This window comes from Pseudoalteromonas rubra (assembly GCF_000967655.1).
Lineage (GTDB): Bacteria > Pseudomonadota > Gammaproteobacteria > Enterobacterales > Alteromonadaceae > Pseudoalteromonas > Pseudoalteromonas rubra_A.
The window spans coordinates 98,433-113,850 of record NZ_JXYA01000038.1; the positions used below are offsets into that span (position 1 = coordinate 98,433).

Consider the following 15,418-nt stretch of genomic DNA (forward strand, 5'->3'; position numbering starts at 1 on the left):
ATCAATCCTTTAGTTTGTGCCGCTGGGTGTGAGAAAAAACTGTTGAATGACAGGGCCTACCAGCTCAGGTAACTCCTGGTGTGCAGCATGAGAGGCGAAAGGTATATTTGCGAAGCTGGCATCCGTTATCTGGGCTTTAAGCGCGACGGCTTCCTCGAGAGAAAACAAAAAGTCATTATCGCCTCGCATGATCAGGGTTGGGCACTTAATTTGGGTGACTAAATTGCATGGATAGCCGGTTTCGCTGGTATCGAGCCAGAGCGTTTTCACAGCCGCAACCAGGGCCGCAAAATCGGGTGCTGGATTGGACGCGTTATAATAAGCAACGTCTTCGGGAAACATCTCGCTCCAAAGCTCAACCGTGAGACTTTGCAGAGTTTCGATTGCTGGGTCATTTTCCTCCAGGCGCCAGGATGACCCTAAGGTGACCAGTCGCATTACCTGGCTCGGATTTTGTGCAGCCAGACGATAAGCCACTATGCCACCATCGCTGAAGCCAAACAGGGCGTATTGGGTGATTTCCAGCTTACTGAGCAGAGCCTGTATGTCACTTTGATACTGCGCATAACTCAAAGCTGTATTGCCAAGGTGCGATTTTCCTTGGCCTCTTAAGTCGATGGATATCAGGCGGAAGTGATCACTTAGGTACTCAGCGATGACGTCCAGGTCGCGTGTCGACCCCAGGCCGCCATGGATCATGATCAGGGGAAAGCCATCCTGGATACCGCTTTGCTCATAATGGAGTAGGGTGCCGTTGATGTCGGCAAACGCTGACTGCTTGTTCATTGTTACTACTGTCCTTTTGCGTGGATATTGTATTAAGTAGGTCGTACTATCGGGTTCTGTCTTCTATTTCTTCGAAGGTTTCTACCGAAATGCGCTTGGCAAGTTCGCGCATGCGTTGCATTGATTGCGGATTGCTATTGCCCCAAAAGTGCAGCCAGTCCTCGCGTGAGCGCCATTTAGCGATGGTCAGCACTTTGTCGGGCTGCTCGGCGCTTTGCAGCATAAAGCTGCCCAATGCTCCGTCAACCGACGCATGGATTGTATCGGTTGTGGTTTGCCATACCGCTTTAAAGGCGGTCATGTTGTCAGTGGGTACCTGCCACTGGTAAATAACCCTGAACATAGCGGATCCTCCATGCAGTGATAATCTGGCCTTGCAATGGGTAAGCGGGTCTGGGTTGCCGTTTGAGCAAGGCTGGGTACAGGTTATCATTGAATCTGGCATGATGCCTGCCTGATCTGCACTCTGGCTTATCTCTACTGACACCAGGTGTCATAAAGATCCGCTGCGATAAGAGTAAACTGGCTCACCTATTCTTCATGCAGAGCAATACAGTTTCCCTCTGAGTCTTCAAACTCAGCAACCCAGCCGAACCCGCCAATCGATGTTTTTGGATACAAGACTTTTCCACCCAATGACAAAACCTTGAGTAATGTGGCGTCTATGTCTTCAGTATGAAAATATAGCCTTGCACCAGCTTTAGACGGCACATAGCTGTCTCCTTTCACCAGTGCTCCGGTGATCCCCGCAGCATTATCATGTGAAGGGAATAGCGCCATATCGTGACCATCTATCACTGCGTGCTCAAATTCGAAGTCAAATAGAGAATGATAAAAGGCGGTGGCACGCTCTAAGTCAGCCACCGGGATTTCAAAATATCTAACTGGGTTGTTAAGCTGCATATTAAGTCGTCGCCTTTTTAAAGGTGTTTTGTTGAGTATGGCACGAGCGCGTCAACTTGCCTTCAGAAGTCAGGAAGTTTGTGCTCGCCTACGGCATTGGATTATCAACCCGTTCAGAGCATGGTGTATCAAGCATATTACGTTTGTGAGTCAGGCCGGATTATTAAGCCCAAAAACCGGGTGTCATGCTCTGCTAACCACCAAGTCCATTAGAGCGACAATTGGTTCCGTTTACAAGTGTTTTTATATTGGGAACGATAAAGTTAATTACATGGGCTGATTGCAGAGCAAGGTTTGTATTTGCTCTTAGGTGTGTATCTAGAATATAGCTTTCCTTGTTTGGCTGTGTTTGCGGTGGGTGTGCAGAGATTTCTTTCCTTGTTTGGCTGTGTTTGCGGTGGGTGTGCAGAGGTTTTCTCCCTTGATTCCGCTGCATTTACGTTGGGGCATTTACGGTGGGTGTCCAGAGATTTTCTCCCGTGATTCGGCTGTGTTTACGGTGGATGTCCAGAGATTTCTCATTGTTTGACTGTGTTTGCGGTGGGTGTCCAGAGATTTCTCATATAACATCAAAAGTGGATTTATCGCGCCACTCAGGTGTTTATTCATCTTGCTAGATGATTCACTTGTGACTGGCGATTTACTAGGTAGTGTTTGTGATCTAGAGCTCTTTAATCAGCAACTGAATGCCTTCATGCTCTGTAATTGAGATAAACGGTTTGTTCCCGTTTACTTCAAACTCGCTGTAGTTGATTGTGGCTTTTTTATCAAACCCTAATTTGTTGGCAAAGATATGTTGAGAAATATTGCCGGTGGCTTCGGCCTGTGCGTATTGAAAACCTAGAGTTTTGGCTGCTTGTAAACACTCTGAAATGAGTGCAACCACCATACCTTTTACTTTGACATTGGCATCTGTGGCAACAAACTTGATATTCAGGTAGGTGTTATCTGCCAATTCTCCTTTGTTAAAGTAGGTACTATTTAGCGAATCAATCAGCGCCCCTATCGGATTCTTACTGCCATCCGGTGATGCATTAACTGAGTCTGACAAGTCTGAAGCCAGCAGTACGCCGATAATTCTACCCGAGCTTTCCTCCTTGGCGATGAACCCCAGACCCTGAGCGGCACATTGAATTGAAAGATAGAGAATATAGTCTGAAAACTCCTGCGGGTCTGCGCTATTTAAGTGCGCCAAAGGTTCTCGTTTGTGGAACTCTTTGACTAGCAGCCTGGCGGCTTCTTCAGCATTTTGGGTGTCTATTTTTTGAATAGTGTAATCAATAGGCATGTGATAAATCCCGGTGACATAGTGACCCTGATTTTACAGCACTTACAAGATGGAGTCAGAACATTTTGACCAAGGCCAGTTTGGTTACTGGGGAGTTGCGCGTTAGCTCATATCGACATTGAGACTTTACAGGCGAATAGAGTGGCAGGGCGTAGCTAAGTGTTTCAAAGCGTTACCTCTTATCACCCTCGGAACTCTAAGAATCGTATCTGTCAGCCCTTCGTAATTACTCAACGCCAACCTGTCTGAAAAATCGCCCAATAATGTCACCAGATAAGTTTTGCAAGGTTTGACCTCAAGTAAGCTGTTACTTTGAGCAATAAAGTTCGGCTGGTTTGTGGTTGGAGGGAGTAAACTGGCCCGAAAAAAATAAGGAACAGGAGCTTGTGTAACACCTGTGACTTTCTGTGACTTTCGGGTTGCGTGAAAAGAATTGACGTTAGGCAAACCTGTTATAGGTAATAAAGGTGAGGGTAAGCAAAATTAAATACTAAAAATCAATAGGATAATTAATAATTCACGAAATTGAAAAAAACTAATGTAAATCTAGATTTACAAAAAATGTAAACATAGTTAAATAAATGTTCTAATTTGTTGTTTATTTTTTCTTCATATGCGCTACATTTTGATTGGAAATTAACCAAACAACAAAAAAGGAACAAGTATGCGTAAACTAAACACACTGGCTTTTGCCATTCTGGCGGGCCTGTCTGGACAGTCTATGGCTCAGGCCGAGTTGTTGACTGCAGATCAAGGCAAAGCCATTCCTGGCAAGTATATTGTCGTGTTTAAAACGCCAACCGTGCTTAATACACAAAGCGCTATGGCTATTTCTGACTATGCAAGCACACAGGCACAGGCACTGAGCAACGCTTACAATATCAATGTCGCAAAGCGCTTTAACGGTGCGCTAAACGGTGTTGTTGTCGATGCATCACAAGGCGATGTTAAAGCAATGCTGAAAGATCCAAACATTGCTTACATCGAGCAAGATCAGATTGTCACAGTTACCCCGCAGGCCTCTGGCGATCAGAGCAATGCGATTTGGGGTCTGGACAGGGTTGATCAGCGCGCATTGCCTCTAAATTCAAACTACCACTATGACTTTGACGGTTCAGGCGTTACTGCTTACGTTATCGACACTGGTGTGCGTATTTCGCACAGTGAATTTGGTAATCGCGCAAGCCATGGTTATGACTTTGTTGACAACGATGCTGACTCGTCTGACTGTAACGGTCACGGTACACACGTTGCCGGTACTATCGGTGGCTCAGAGTACGGTGTTGCAAAAAATGTTAATGTTGTCGGCGTGCGCGTATTGGGCTGTAATGGTTCAGGGTCTTACTCTGGTGTGATTTCAGGGATTGACTGGGTTAAGAATAATGCGTCAGGTCCGTCTGTTGCTAACATGAGTTTAGGTGGCGGCGTATCTCAGGCAGTTGATGATGCTGTTAATGCGGCTGTTGCTTCTGGTGTTACTTTCGTTGTGGCTGCCGGTAATGACAATAGCGACGCGTGTAACTACTCGCCAGCTCGCGCAGCAGACGCAATCACTGTCGGTTCAACAACAAGCAGTGATGGTCGCTCCAGCTTCTCAAACTATGGTTCTTGTCTGGATATCTATGCGCCAGGTTCAAGCATCAAGTCAGCTTGGTATAACTCAGACAGCGCGACGAATACCATCAGTGGTACGTCAATGGCAGCGCCTCATGTTGCTGGTGCGGTTGCCTTGTATCTTGACCAGGATCCTACGCTGACGCCAGCGCAGATTGATTCACTGCTGAGCAGCAGAAGTACCAAAGGTGCGGTGTCTGATGCCAAAGCAAGTTCACCGAATGAACTACTTTATACGCTTGAAGGTGATGCGCCACCTCCACCACCTCCGCCGGGCCCAACTGAGCTTACTTCGGGTGTTGGTGTAACAGCGTCTGGTGCGACTGGCTCCGAGACCTTCTACAAGCTGGCAGTGCCTGCCGGAGCAGCGTCTGTTTCCTTCACTCTAGCGGGTGGCTCAGGTGATGCCGATCTGTATGTGCAACAAGGTTCACAGCCCACTCAAAGCAGCTATTCATGTCGCCCATACAAAAATGGTAACAATGAGTCTTGTGAATTCTCGAATCCGGCAGCCGGTGACTGGTATGTTATGCTGCATGGCTACAGCCAGTATTCAGGTGCTACACTGACAGGCACATTCGGTGATTCATCCGGCTGTGGCGCCAACTGTCTTGAAAATGGCGTGCCAGTAACGGGCTTGTCTGGCGGTACTAACACAGATACGCGTTATACCATCGAAGTCCCCGCCAATGTGACGCTAAATGTCAGCATTTCAGGTGGCTCAGGTGATGCAGACTTGTATGTGCGCAAAGGTACTCAGCCAACCACCAATAACTACGATTGTCGTCCATATCGTTCTGGCAACAATGAAACCTGTACTCTAAGTTCTGGCACAGATGGCGGTACATACCACATCATGGTACGTGGCTACAGCAGCTACTCAGGTCTTACCCTGCAAGGCAGCTTCTAAATACTCGTTGAGTAAACGACAAAGGCCGGTATCAACCGGCCTTTTTGTTAGTTATTAATATACTTTGCAGATCAGGCCTTTAAGATAAAACCCTTCCGGGTAACAGCCCGCGATAGGATGATCAGCCGCCTGATTCAGGCGTTCCATAATTAACAGGTCCTTACCTGCATCCAGCGCCGCATCGGCGACCACTTTTTGGAACAGGTTTTGCTCCATCAGGCCAGAGCACGAGAAGGTCAAAAGCGTGCCGCCCGGTTTAAGCAACTGCATGGCCAGCATATTGATGTCTTTATAGCCACGGCAGGCGCCGTTGAGCTGGGCTTTACTCTCGGCAAATTTAGGAGGGTCCATCACAATCGTGTCAAACTGACGGCCTTCCTCACGGTATTGTCTGAGCAGTTTAAATACATCCTGCTTAACAAACTGGGCACGAGACAGGTCTAGATCATTGTGCTCTACATTACGTTTGGCGGTATCCAGCGCCGGCTGTGAGACATCGACATTAATGACTTCGTCACACTCGCCACGAAGCGCATACAGACCAAATGTACCTGTGTAGCAGAAGCAGTTTAGTACCGATTTGCCTTTAGAGAAGCGCTCCAGTGCTGCACGACTGTCTCTTTGGTCCAGGTAGAAGCCGGTTTTGTGGCCGGACTTGATATCGACTTCGATTTTCAAGCCGTTTTCCATGATCACAACAGGCGCCTCTGGCTCGTCTCCCCACAATACGCCTGTGGTTTTCTCCAGACCTTCTTTTTTACGCACATCAACGTCAGAGCGCTCGTAAATATTGCACTCGGGGAACAGGCTTCTGAGCGCTTGTACGATTTCACCTTTGTGACGCTCAGCACCAGCGCTAAGCAGCTGACAGACCAGGTAGTTATCAAACTTATCTATGGTAATGCCCGGCAGACCGTCCGATTCGGCTGCACAGAGCCTGAAACCGGTTAACTGACCTTCTTCGATAACTTGCTCGCGCGCGGCAAGTGCCCGTGACAGTTTTCTTTCGAAAAATGACTGATCGATTTGCTCAGACTGATCAAAGCTCCAGATCCGGGCCCGTATCTGAGAATCAGGGCTATATGCGGCTGTGGCCAGGTATTGACCGTCGTGACTATAAATGGTCACGGTATCGCCAAGAGCAGGTTTGCCTTTGACTTTTTTTATTGCTTTAGAAAAGATCCAGGGGTGTTTTCTTTTTAAAGATTTTTCACGGCCAGGTTGTAAATACAGCGCGCAAGACATATAAATTCCTTACAGTAGATAATGGTGATATTTTAGTGAAGCCACTAACAACATACAATCAGAACCATGAGGTTAAGGGATAAATGACAATAAATATGACGGAATTTGAAACGGCATGCCGAGATTTTATGCTCACCACTGAGTTTGCCGACACCGCCCATGATTTATCGCACATCCTGCGTGTGGTTAAAACAGCCAAACAATTGTGTGCCGCGGAAGGCGCTGATCTCGAGGTTGTGCTGCCTGCTGCCTGGTTACACGATTGTGTAGCGGTGGCGAAGAACCATCCGGACAGACCCATTGCCTCAAAACTGGCTGCGGACAGGGCTGTTGCCTTTTTATCGACATTGGATTATCCCAAAGACAAGTTGCCTGCCGTGCACCATGCTATTGTGGCACATAGCTTTAGTGCCAATGTGACGCCAGATACGCTGGAGGCCAAGGTAGTCCAGGATGCAGATCGTATGGATGCATTAGGCGCAATTGGCGTGAGCCGGTGTATGAAAGTGGGCGGCGCTATTGCCAGACACATGTATCATATCGATGACCCATTTTGCCAAAACCGTGAAGCGGATGACAAAAAATATACCTTAGATCATTTCTACATCAAGTTGCTGAATATTGCTGAGCAAATGCATACCCAGTCCGCAAAACAAGAAGCCCAGCGGCGCACTGAGTTTATGCATGGGTTTTTACACGAACTGGGAAGAGAGATTGGGATCTGCGACTAACGCGTCATACGTTTTACAAAGACAACGACGAACAACGCCAGCGAAAAACTACCGGTAAATGCCTCAACCGTTGCGACCAGCCGGGTGATGCCGGTTGGTGTTATGTCGCCATAACCAAGCGTTGTAAAGGTGACCACACTGAAATAAATGCAATTGAGTAAAGTACTTAGGTTATCCGACCAGGAAGCCTGACTGGAAAACTGAATGAGCCCGTCATTGTAATTGATCCCGAACAGGAAATAGCAGATAGCACAGGTGATGATCATGCCTAAACTGAAGCGGATCACATTTTCGGGCTTCTCGCCGTAACCACATAACATGTCAACAAAAGAGGATACCAGGCGGCGCTTGGAAAATTTGGGGTACTGCGCATGACGCATGCGTAGTTCGCTGTAGGTATATTTCCCGGCCATCTCAAACAGACCTTGCTGCTCGGCACCCTTTCTTAGCAAGCGGTAGATTTCTTCGGATTGTAAAAACAGATCGTTTGCCTCATCCAAGTCTTGTTGTTTAAGGGCTTCATGGGCTTGTTTTTCCTGCAACAATTTATCACCGAGGTAGAGGTTGTCGATGCGGGTTTTGTCGAGTTTCATACCCAACAGGTTGGTATTTTCAAGTTTGCAACAGTGCAGGTTGGCGTCACGCAAATCCGCCTTCATCAGCGACGCATGCTCGATGGTACTATTGAACAGGTGAGCACCTTGTAAGTTGGCGCGATAAAAGTTGCTGTACGACAGGTCGTAGCCTTCGTGGTGGTCAAACTTAACCAGATTAAGGCCTTCAAGATTGGCCCGTTTTAATTCTAACCCTTGCAGAAGGCCACCGCGTTTGGCATAGCGCTCCAGTTTTTGTGTTAACTCCAGACCGCTTTTGTCAAATTTGCTATCATGCCAAAAGCAGTAGCCAGAACCCATGTCTATTTCCTGGCATTGATGGCCATCGGGTGATTCATATTGGCAAAGTGGTTTGTTGTTCATATTGCGCCAGCTTAATCCTTCTTATTAGTAAGGGTAGCAGTAATTTTTCAGGGTAAATAAAAAATTGTATCTATGTCATTCGATTATCAGTTAAGCATCAGTAAGCGCCGGCAGAGCGTTGCGATTAAAGTTACAGCAGATGGCGTTAAAGTCTTCGCGCCTTATGGTATCGATAAGCACTGGCTGGATGCCTGGTTAAAAAGCAAGTCACAGTGGGTTGAAAGTAAAAAACAGTCGGTGTCTGCCCAACAACAGCGGATCCAGGCGCCTTTCGACAGTCAGCAACTTCTGATATTTGGTGAGCAGTACAAGTTTGAGTGCTCGCAAAGTCGTTCCTATATTGACCATGACACACAATGTGTAGGGTTGAAAACCCGTGCGCAACCAGGTTCAGAGGGCGCGCGTAAAGCGCTGTTTAAATTATTGAATCAGACGTTGCTAAGCTATGTTACGCCGCTACTGGCAGAGTATTCACAGCGGATGAGTAGCCAATATCAGGAGCTTAAGATCAGAGAATATAAACGCCGCTGGGGGAGTTTGTCATCGAATGGCACGCTGGCGCTAAATAGCCTGCTGGTTGGGGCGCCAAAGTGGGTGATTGATTATGTGGTTGTGCATGAGCTGGCACATTATCATGTGATGGCACACAATCAGGCCTTTTGGCAAATTGTTGCCCAGCATTATCCGAATTATCGTGAAGCACAAGCTTATTTGAGACATCAGGGTGTCAGGCTTCAGATAGAGAAATAGTCGCTTGGGAGATAATAAATAAAATAACAAGGAAGGTGGTGGAGGGGGCTGGATTCGAACCAGCGAAGGCAGTGCCGTCAGATTTACAGTCTGATCCCTTTGGCCGCTCGGGAACCCCTCCTAAGAGAAAAACAAATTGTAAAGTGGTGGAGGGGGCTGGATTCGAACCAGCGAAGGCAGTGCCGTCAGATTTACAGTCTGATCCCTTTGGCCGCTCGGGAACCCCTCCTAAGAGAAATACAAATTGTGAAGTGGTGGAGGGGGCTGGATTCGAACCAGCGAAGGCAGTGCCGTCAGATTTACAGTCTGATCCCTTTGGCCGCTCGGGAACCCCTCCTCAACAACGGCGCTGATAATATCAAAGTTTTTAGTGAAGTAAAGAAATGTCCTAAAGAAAATTGAAAAAATGCCGATAAATTTTCATATTTCCCAAATTGTGGCGATTTTACATGCAGATAGATGGCATTTTGTGCAAAGAAGCTCAGCTGGGCAGTGCACTTAATCACAGCGTTCATGAAGCAAGGCGCGGTGATTTTGCGCTGCTTTTGTCTTTGCTGTCTCAGGATGCGCTGGATTTTAGCGAGTTTGACCTGCCTCATACCTCACCAGAGGAACCCGATAAATCCGAAGCTGCGTTAAAAAAGGCATTGCAGCTTGGTCCGCAGAAGCCACTTGCGCCCGAACAGTTCAATATGTTGATAGGTCAGAATAACGGGTTTTTGGTGAACGATGGTGATTTGGCCAGCCTGCGCCTCAAAGAATGTTTGCAGCCAGAGCCTTATGCGGTGCGTAACGATAAAAAGCACATCCCCCTGCACATAGTGGATAATCTTGAACCCGCAGTGAGACAAAAACTAGAACAAACCAGAAACCCTCAAATGCTGGTAGACAATAAAGACATAGATGCAGCAGGATTTTATGATCAGCTGGCTGGTGGTGAAATGCAATCCATGTTGCAGGTCGCTGTATAACTCAGGTTCGAGATAACCAGGATTTAAGAGGGCACTGTATTCAATTTGAGGCGCTTTTTAAGCTTAAACTTAAAGCCCGCTCGATGAGTGACATGTTTTTAAGGCTGGCGGAAAAACGGCACCAGCCTGAAAATAAGACTCAGGCTGACGCGCTTGGGCCAGCTTAATAGCCTTTACTAGTAAAGGCATGAGGCAAGGTGCGAGGTGTTAGGTAGCTGAAAAAACGAAAATGCCAGAGCCTGCATTTGTCCGCCTGGTTAGCCATGGCATTTTTTGAACTTCTTCCCACTTTGGCAGGGACAGGGATCATTCCTGCTGATTTTTTTCTCAGGGCAAGGATAAAGCTCGCCGTCCAGATAGCGCCACAAACCAGCTTCTTTGATAAATCGGGAGCGTTCATGCATGGTGACGCACACACCACCATCCAGATAAGTCGCTTTAAACTCGACAAAATGATAGTCGGGCGACTCACTGCACTCGATAACCTCTAACCCGATAAAGGCGACCTGCTCGGCAAATGCTTTGATACTGGCTTCACTGTTTTGTGCACGTTTACTCTGTGCATAAGTATCATGTATATACCTTGTGTCTTTGAGGCAATAAGCACTATACCGTGAGCGCATTAGCTGCTCAGCACTTTCAGGTTGTTTATGACCTTCTATAAAAGGCAGGCAGCACGCGTGTGCTTCAATTTCAGAACCGCAATAACACATAATTTCTCATTTGAACTTAATGCGCAACGACAGATGCTTCATGGCCGGAGGTGCGAGTAAAGCAAAACAACTCAGTATCACTGTCTACCAGCTTAAACCGGGCAAGCTGTTGTTCCGATACAATGTCCGTCCAGGTGATCACCGCTGCAAAGTTGCCTTTGCATAAAGCGCTGTTAATAACATACTCCAAGTTTATCAAATGTCTCTGGCGCAGCACCAGCAACTTACTACTGTCTATTGAGCTGGTATCCAGTAATGCCTTGCTGGGAATATTGTCTGGTGCAATGAGCAGTGTCCATCTGTGTAGTGAGTTACACCGGTACAGGATCTTAAGCAGTTCTAAACTGCTGATTATGTCATCTTCTGCATGCACCAGCTGATAGCGTTTATCGGCCGAGCGAGTTTTGTGAGAAGAAATATTTTGCACTTGAGTATGTAACATGAGCAGACCACTGATTTTCTATACAGTGGTTATACAGTATTTCATACAGTGCTATTTGGCAAGTAAATTGTCGCGTATTTTTTGTGCTTTTTTTTTAGAGCTTTGATTGTACTTAGTTTTATTATTTGTCAGCGTCCTGATTAAAATGCATCATTTGGTGAATTTGCTCATACAGGGTTGCGGCGTAACACTGAGCGTCAATAAAGCGTTTTGCCGTCAGGTGCGCACGCACTTGTTCCAGTGTGCCTGCGGCTGCCTGATTACCCTGACTTTGCGCAAGTGATAGCCAGGCAATGCCATGAAATACGCTCTTGGGTACGCCCTGGCCTTTAATAAACAGCATGCCAAGGTAAAACTGTGCTTTGTTGTCTCCCGACATAGCAGCCAGGCGCAACCACTTCGCGGCGAGTGGATATTGTTTATTCTTCAGATAATAAAGGCCTTTTTTATAGGCGGCTTTGCTATCCGTATCTGTTGGCCAGCGGTTTTCGGAGTCAGGCGTTGCGGTAACAAATTCCAGCACATTGAGAAGCTGTTGTTCCAAGTCATTGCCGTTTGCAACTGCTAATTGGTTCTTTTTCATACTGATTTCACTTAATACGACCTAGATCAGAGTGTAGTTGATTTTTAACTATTTTGTCCGATTACACCAGAGATTTGTGATAAAATCCGGCTTTCGTTTCTATATAAAATACAAAGACATGCTGGAAAAATTATTTTCGCTCCGTGCACAGCAGAGCACAGTCAAAACCGAGTTTATTGCCGGTCTGACGACATTTGTCACTATGGTTTACATTGTGTTTGTAAACCCGGCCATGTTGGCTGAAGCGGGTATCGATCATGGTGCTGCGTTTGTCGCTACCTGTTTAGCGGCTGCCATAGGTTGTTTTATCATGGGCCTTTGGGCTAACTATCCACTGGCATTGGCGCCTGGTATGGGACTAAATGCCTTTTTTACCTACGGTGTCGTGCTGGGAATGGGCCATACCTGGCAAAGCGCGCTGGGTGCGGTCTTCTTATCGGGTTGCTTGTTTTTATTGCTGAGTATTTTTAAAGTCAGGGAATGGGTGATCCAGGCCATTCCCTTGGTGCTTAAACAAGCGATTGCTACAGGGATCGGCGCCTTTCTGGCTCTGATAGCGCTTAAAAATGCACAGATCATCGTCGCCAGCCCTGCAACATTTGTTCAGCTGGGGGATATCACAAGTCCGGGTCCATTACTGGCTATTCTGAGCTTTTTTGTGATTGCGGCATTAATGTATCGTGATATGAAAAGTGGCGTGCTGGTCAGTATTTTATTAGTTACTGTTCTCGCCTGGGCTCTGGGGTTAGTTGAATACGCAGGCATTGTGTCGGCACCACCAAGTATTGCCCCCACTCTTGCCCAGCTGGATATTGCAAGTGCGCTAGAAATTTCGATGCTGAGTGTGGTGTTTGCATTCTTATTTGTTGATTTGTTCGATACCAGCGGTACTTTGGTCGCGGTTACGCAAAAAGCCGGGATTGCAGACCAACAAGGGCGCATGCCGCGCCTTGGCAGAGCACTGTCTGCGGATAGCTCAGCGACCATTGCGGGCTCTTTCCTTGGCACATCTACCACAACTTCGTATATCGAATCTGTGTCTGGTGTGTCTGTGGGCGGACGCACAGGCTTAACCGCTGTGGTCGTTGGTGTGTGTTTTTTGTTGATGATGTTCTTTGCGCCTTTAGCGCAGATGGTGCCTGCGTACGCCACAGCCGGAGCCATTTTGTATGTAGCAGTACTGATGTTGCAAAACCTCAAGCTGGTCAACTGGGATGATATGAGTGATGCTATCCCGGTGAGCGTTGTGTTACTAATGACACCGTTAACCTTCTCGATTGCCCACGGGATTGCGCTTGGCTTTATTTCTTACACCGCGGTCAAACTGGCCTGTAACAAGCGTGAGGAAATCTCAATCAGCGTTTGGGTGTTGACTGTACTGTTTATTGTAAAGTTTGCGATCAGCTGAGGCTGATCACCACTTTTTCTTGGGAGCGAAAAGGACGTCGAGATCGTCCTTTTCTTTCTCGGCTTTCTTTTTCACCGCAGAGGCGTTTGACGCTTTCAGCTCTGTGCTGATCTCGCTTAAATATCCTTCGAGTAGATTTTTCTTCTCATTAACATAGTCATCTGAATAGGTGACACCACAAATAATCGCATAGGCTTTTTCGAAATACTGCCGTGCAGAACCCACCATGTTGGCGCTTTTCGCAGACAACCCTCGTTTGATTTGACTCTCTACATTGATCATAAGCTGCAACCGCTCCATTTTGCGGTCTTCCTGCACAAACACTTGTGTATCTACTTTGCCTTTGCTGTGCTCTGAACGCAGCAGGTGGCGTAACTTTTTAATACCCTGAACCAGGGCAATGAGTTGCTTGTCGTTATCGGGTAATGAAACCTTGTCGGACTCATTGACATTTTGCGGCTCGCTGTTTAAACGCTCCTGAGATTCATGCATGCGACTTTTAAGTTCGCGAGAGGTTGGCGAGAGCTCTACCATGGAGACTAGCGCATCATGGACCCGGCGTTGGATGATGCGGATCATTGCACCCGACATAGGAATGTTGCTGCTGTTAAGGATCACGTCTTCGGCTTCTTCGATGATCCGCTTTTGCTTTGACAGTTCTTTACGGCGTTCCGCTTCTTGTTTTTCTCTGTGTTGTTGAATAGCACTAACCCACACAGCAATAACAATGAGTGCTACAATCAACAAAATTATAACGGTAATAAACATACCCGGATCTCTTCGTAAATCATACAGCTGATAGTTTTTTTATATTACATCAAATAATTGCGGATTGAACAGTGTTAATAACAAGAGACTTGAAAATCCAGCAAATTCCATCATTTTTTAGTATAGCTTAATGACCGGAAGCTGGCTCTAATAGACTGGGGAAAGTATTGTCCTATCGGATAGACTATAATTATGCTAGGCTGAGTTATTATTTGCCTGTATCTAATGATAGCAGGCCTAGTCGTACACCAGATAACAATTAAAACAAACGCTTAGTTATGAAATTACAACAACTGAAATACATAGTTGAAGTTCTGAATCACAACCTCAATGTGTCTGCAACCGCGGAAAGCTTGTATACCTCCCAGCCGGGAATTTCCAAGCAAGTACGTATGCTGGAAGACGAGCTTGGTGTACAGATCTTTGGCCGCAGTGGTAAACACCTTACGCATGTTACCAGTGCTGGCAATGAAATAATCAATATTGCCCGGGAGATATTGTCTAAGGTTGAGGGCATAAAAGCCGTTGCCAATGAACATACGCTGCCCGATCAGGGTAAGCTCAATATCGCGACTACACATACGCAGGCGCGTTATGCACTGCCAAGTGTGATCCAGGGGTTTATGCAAAAGTATCCAGCGGTGTCTTTGCACATGCACCAGGGCACACCGCAACAGATCTCAGATGCTGCAGCCAGGGGCGATGCAGACTTCGCCATCGCAACCGAAGCGCTACATTTGTACGGTGATCTGATAATGCTGCCTTGTTATCACTGGAATCGCAGTATTGTGGTTACAAAAGATCACCCGCTGGCCAAAAAAGGCAGCAATATCACAGTACAGGATGTAGCAAAATATCCTTTGATCACCTATGTGTTCGGCTTCACCGGGCGCTCAGAGCTGGATAAAGCTTTTAATGCACACGGCTTATCGCCGCATATTGTTTTTACAGCAACCGATGCGGATGTGATTAAAACCTATGTTCGATTAGGACTGGGTGTGGGCGTGCTGGCAACTATGGCCGTAGATGAAGTGACAGACAAAGATCTGGTGTGTATTGATGCCAGCCATTTGTTTGAGGCCAGCACCACCAAAATTGGGTTCAGAAAGGGTAGTTTCTTGCGCGGCTACATGTATGACTTTATCGAGCGTTTTGCACCTCATCTGACTAAAGACCTGGTCGAGCGGGCCAGCCTGATGCGCAACCAGGAAGACGTTGACGCATTATTTGAAAATACAGAACTTCCAGTCAAGTAAGAGGTACCAATTTCACTTAATACCTGTTCAATTTGAAGGAGCAAATATGACGCTAACTGTGTTAAAAATTTCT

General features: G+C 46.8%; 16 protein-coding genes and 3 tRNA genes. 6 read left to right on the forward strand and 13 right to left on the reverse strand.

Going from position 1 to position 15,418, the window contains the following annotated elements; translation table 11 throughout:
* Window positions 1–9: 9 nt before the first annotated feature.
* From TW77_RS15950 to TW77_RS15965, 4 genes are all read right to left on the reverse strand, one after another.
* The gene (locus tag TW77_RS15950) at window positions 10–786 is read right to left on the reverse strand and encodes an alpha/beta fold hydrolase (protein ID WP_046005970.1); all 777 of its coding nucleotides are present in this window, start codon (window positions 784–786) and stop codon (window positions 10–12) included.
* A gap of 46 nt (window positions 787–832) precedes the next feature.
* The gene (locus TW77_RS15955) at window positions 833–1,129 is read right to left on the reverse strand and encodes an antibiotic biosynthesis monooxygenase family protein (RefSeq protein WP_046005971.1); all 297 of its coding nucleotides are present in this window, start codon (window positions 1,127–1,129) and stop codon (window positions 833–835) included.
* Between the two features lie 188 nt (window positions 1,130–1,317).
* Window positions 1,318–1,689 carry a VOC family protein gene (locus tag TW77_RS15960; RefSeq protein WP_046005972.1) on the reverse strand — a complete coding sequence of 124 codons (372 nt, stop codon included), beginning with the start codon at window positions 1,687–1,689 and terminating at the stop codon, window positions 1,318–1,320.
* A 661-nt stretch (window positions 1,690–2,350) separates the two neighbouring features.
* On the reverse strand, window positions 2,351–2,977 hold the full coding sequence (locus tag TW77_RS15965) for a hypothetical protein (protein ID WP_046005973.1): 627 nt from the start codon (window positions 2,975–2,977) through the stop codon (window positions 2,351–2,353).
* 664 nt (window positions 2,978–3,641) lie between these two features.
* Here TW77_RS15965 and TW77_RS15970 point away from each other — a divergent pair.
* Window positions 3,642–5,501, forward strand: a complete 1,860-nt coding sequence (locus TW77_RS15970) for a S8 family serine peptidase (protein ID WP_046005974.1) — start codon at window positions 3,642–3,644, stop codon at window positions 5,499–5,501.
* A 54-nt stretch (window positions 5,502–5,555) separates the two neighbouring features.
* On the opposite strand, the gene TW77_RS15975 is transcribed toward TW77_RS15970, so the two are convergent.
* Window positions 5,556–6,746 (reverse strand): class I SAM-dependent methyltransferase, encoded by a 1,191-nt coding sequence (locus tag TW77_RS15975; protein ID WP_046005975.1) that lies wholly within the window; start codon window positions 6,744–6,746, stop codon window positions 5,556–5,558.
* Between the two features lie 83 nt (window positions 6,747–6,829).
* Between TW77_RS15975 and TW77_RS15980 the strand changes: the two genes are divergently transcribed.
* Entirely contained in the window at window positions 6,830–7,477 is a 648-nt protein-coding gene (locus tag TW77_RS15980; RefSeq protein WP_046005976.1) for an HD domain-containing protein, read from the forward strand.
* Here the strand turns inward: TW77_RS15980 and TW77_RS15985 are convergent.
* Window positions 7,474–8,454, reverse strand: a complete 981-nt coding sequence (locus TW77_RS15985) for an ion channel (protein WP_046005977.1) — start codon at window positions 8,452–8,454, stop codon at window positions 7,474–7,476. The genes TW77_RS15980 and TW77_RS15985 overlap by 4 nt on opposite strands.
* A gap of 72 nt (window positions 8,455–8,526) precedes the next feature.
* Here TW77_RS15985 and TW77_RS15990 point away from each other — a divergent pair, with 72 nt between their 5' ends.
* A complete protein-coding gene (locus TW77_RS15990) occupies window positions 8,527–9,204 on the forward strand; it encodes a M48 family metallopeptidase (protein ID WP_046005978.1) in 678 nt (225 codons plus the stop codon).
* A 36-nt stretch (window positions 9,205–9,240) separates the two neighbouring features.
* Here TW77_RS15990 and TW77_RS15995 read toward each other — a convergent pair.
* The 3 genes from TW77_RS15995 to TW77_RS16005 all read right to left on the reverse strand — a co-directional run bounded on the left by TW77_RS15995 (window position 9,241) and on the right by TW77_RS16005 (window position 9,541).
* A tRNA-Tyr gene (locus TW77_RS15995) sits at window positions 9,241–9,325 on the reverse strand.
* Between the two features lie 23 nt (window positions 9,326–9,348).
* Window positions 9,349–9,433: transfer RNA gene (locus TW77_RS16000), tRNA-Tyr, on the reverse strand.
* Between the two features lie 23 nt (window positions 9,434–9,456).
* A tRNA-Tyr gene (locus TW77_RS16005) sits at window positions 9,457–9,541 on the reverse strand.
* Between the two features lie 112 nt (window positions 9,542–9,653).
* Here TW77_RS16005 and TW77_RS16010 point away from each other — a divergent pair.
* Window positions 9,654–10,175 (forward strand): VC2046/SO_2500 family protein, encoded by a 522-nt coding sequence (locus TW77_RS16010; protein ID WP_046005979.1) that lies wholly within the window; start codon window positions 9,654–9,656, stop codon window positions 10,173–10,175.
* 257 nt (window positions 10,176–10,432) lie between these two features.
* On the opposite strand, the gene TW77_RS16015 is transcribed toward TW77_RS16010, so the two are convergent.
* The 3 genes from TW77_RS16015 to TW77_RS16025 all read right to left on the reverse strand — a co-directional run bounded on the left by TW77_RS16015 (window position 10,433) and on the right by TW77_RS16025 (window position 11,913).
* A complete protein-coding gene (locus TW77_RS16015; RefSeq protein ID WP_205623877.1) occupies window positions 10,433–10,888 on the reverse strand; it encodes a YchJ family protein in 456 nt (151 codons plus the stop codon).
* A 16-nt stretch (window positions 10,889–10,904) separates the two neighbouring features.
* A complete protein-coding gene (locus tag TW77_RS16020) occupies window positions 10,905–11,330 on the reverse strand; it encodes a SulA-like leucine-rich domain-containing protein (RefSeq protein WP_052713226.1) in 426 nt (141 codons plus the stop codon).
* A gap of 121 nt (window positions 11,331–11,451) precedes the next feature.
* Window positions 11,452–11,913: a tetratricopeptide repeat protein gene (locus TW77_RS16025; RefSeq protein ID WP_046005980.1), complete on the reverse strand. Its 462-nt coding sequence runs from the start codon at window positions 11,911–11,913 to the stop codon at window positions 11,452–11,454.
* Between the two features lie 118 nt (window positions 11,914–12,031).
* On the opposite strand from TW77_RS16025, the gene TW77_RS16030 reads away from it, so the two are divergent.
* Window positions 12,032–13,321 (forward strand): NCS2 family permease, encoded by a 1,290-nt coding sequence (locus TW77_RS16030; RefSeq protein ID WP_046005981.1) that lies wholly within the window; start codon window positions 12,032–12,034, stop codon window positions 13,319–13,321.
* A gap of 6 nt (window positions 13,322–13,327) precedes the next feature.
* On the opposite strand, the gene TW77_RS16035 is transcribed toward TW77_RS16030, so the two are convergent.
* Entirely contained in the window at window positions 13,328–14,089 is a 762-nt protein-coding gene (locus tag TW77_RS16035) for a membrane protein (protein WP_046005982.1), read from the reverse strand.
* Between the two features lie 278 nt (window positions 14,090–14,367).
* Here TW77_RS16035 and cysB point away from each other — a divergent pair, with 278 nt between their 5' ends.
* Window positions 14,368–15,345, forward strand: coding sequence for an HTH-type transcriptional regulator CysB (cysB, locus tag TW77_RS16040; RefSeq protein ID WP_046005983.1), 978 nt, complete (start codon window positions 14,368–14,370; stop codon window positions 15,343–15,345).
* Window positions 15,346–15,418 lie beyond the last annotated feature (73 nt).

Bases quoted from the DNA above. Each gene is read 5' to 3' on its own strand.
- TW77_RS15950 (WP_046005970.1), bottom strand. From the start codon at position 786: ATGAACAAGCAGTCAGCGTTTGCCGACATCAACGGCACCCTACTCCAT.
- TW77_RS15955 (WP_046005971.1), bottom strand. From the start codon at position 1,129: ATGTTCAGGGTTATTTACCAGTGGCAGGTACCCACTGACAACATGACC.
- TW77_RS15960 (WP_046005972.1), bottom strand. From the start codon at position 1,689: ATGCAGCTTAACAACCCAGTTAGATATTTTGAAATCCCGGTGGCTGAC.
- TW77_RS15965 (WP_046005973.1), bottom strand. From the start codon at position 2,977: ATGCCTATTGATTACACTATTCAAAAAATAGACACCCAAAATGCTGAA.
- TW77_RS15970 (WP_046005974.1), top strand. From the start codon at position 3,642: ATGCGTAAACTAAACACACTGGCTTTTGCCATTCTGGCGGGCCTGTCT.
- TW77_RS15975 (WP_046005975.1), bottom strand. From the start codon at position 6,746: ATGTCTTGCGCGCTGTATTTACAACCTGGCCGTGAAAAATCTTTAAAA.
- TW77_RS15980 (WP_046005976.1), top strand. From the start codon at position 6,830: ATGACAATAAATATGACGGAATTTGAAACGGCATGCCGAGATTTTATG.
- TW77_RS15985 (WP_046005977.1), bottom strand. From the start codon at position 8,454: ATGAACAACAAACCACTTTGCCAATATGAATCACCCGATGGCCATCAA.
- TW77_RS15990 (WP_046005978.1), top strand. From the start codon at position 8,527: ATGTCATTCGATTATCAGTTAAGCATCAGTAAGCGCCGGCAGAGCGTT.
- TW77_RS16010 (WP_046005979.1), top strand. From the start codon at position 9,654: ATGCAGATAGATGGCATTTTGTGCAAAGAAGCTCAGCTGGGCAGTGCA.
- TW77_RS16015 (WP_205623877.1), bottom strand. From the start codon at position 10,888: ATGTGTTATTGCGGTTCTGAAATTGAAGCACACGCGTGCTGCCTGCCT.
- TW77_RS16020 (WP_052713226.1), bottom strand. From the start codon at position 11,330: ATGTTACATACTCAAGTGCAAAATATTTCTTCTCACAAAACTCGCTCG.
- TW77_RS16025 (WP_046005980.1), bottom strand. From the start codon at position 11,913: ATGAAAAAGAACCAATTAGCAGTTGCAAACGGCAATGACTTGGAACAA.
- TW77_RS16030 (WP_046005981.1), top strand. From the start codon at position 12,032: ATGCTGGAAAAATTATTTTCGCTCCGTGCACAGCAGAGCACAGTCAAA.
- TW77_RS16035 (WP_046005982.1), bottom strand. From the start codon at position 14,089: ATGTTTATTACCGTTATAATTTTGTTGATTGTAGCACTCATTGTTATT.
- cysB (WP_046005983.1), top strand. From the start codon at position 14,368: ATGAAATTACAACAACTGAAATACATAGTTGAAGTTCTGAATCACAAC.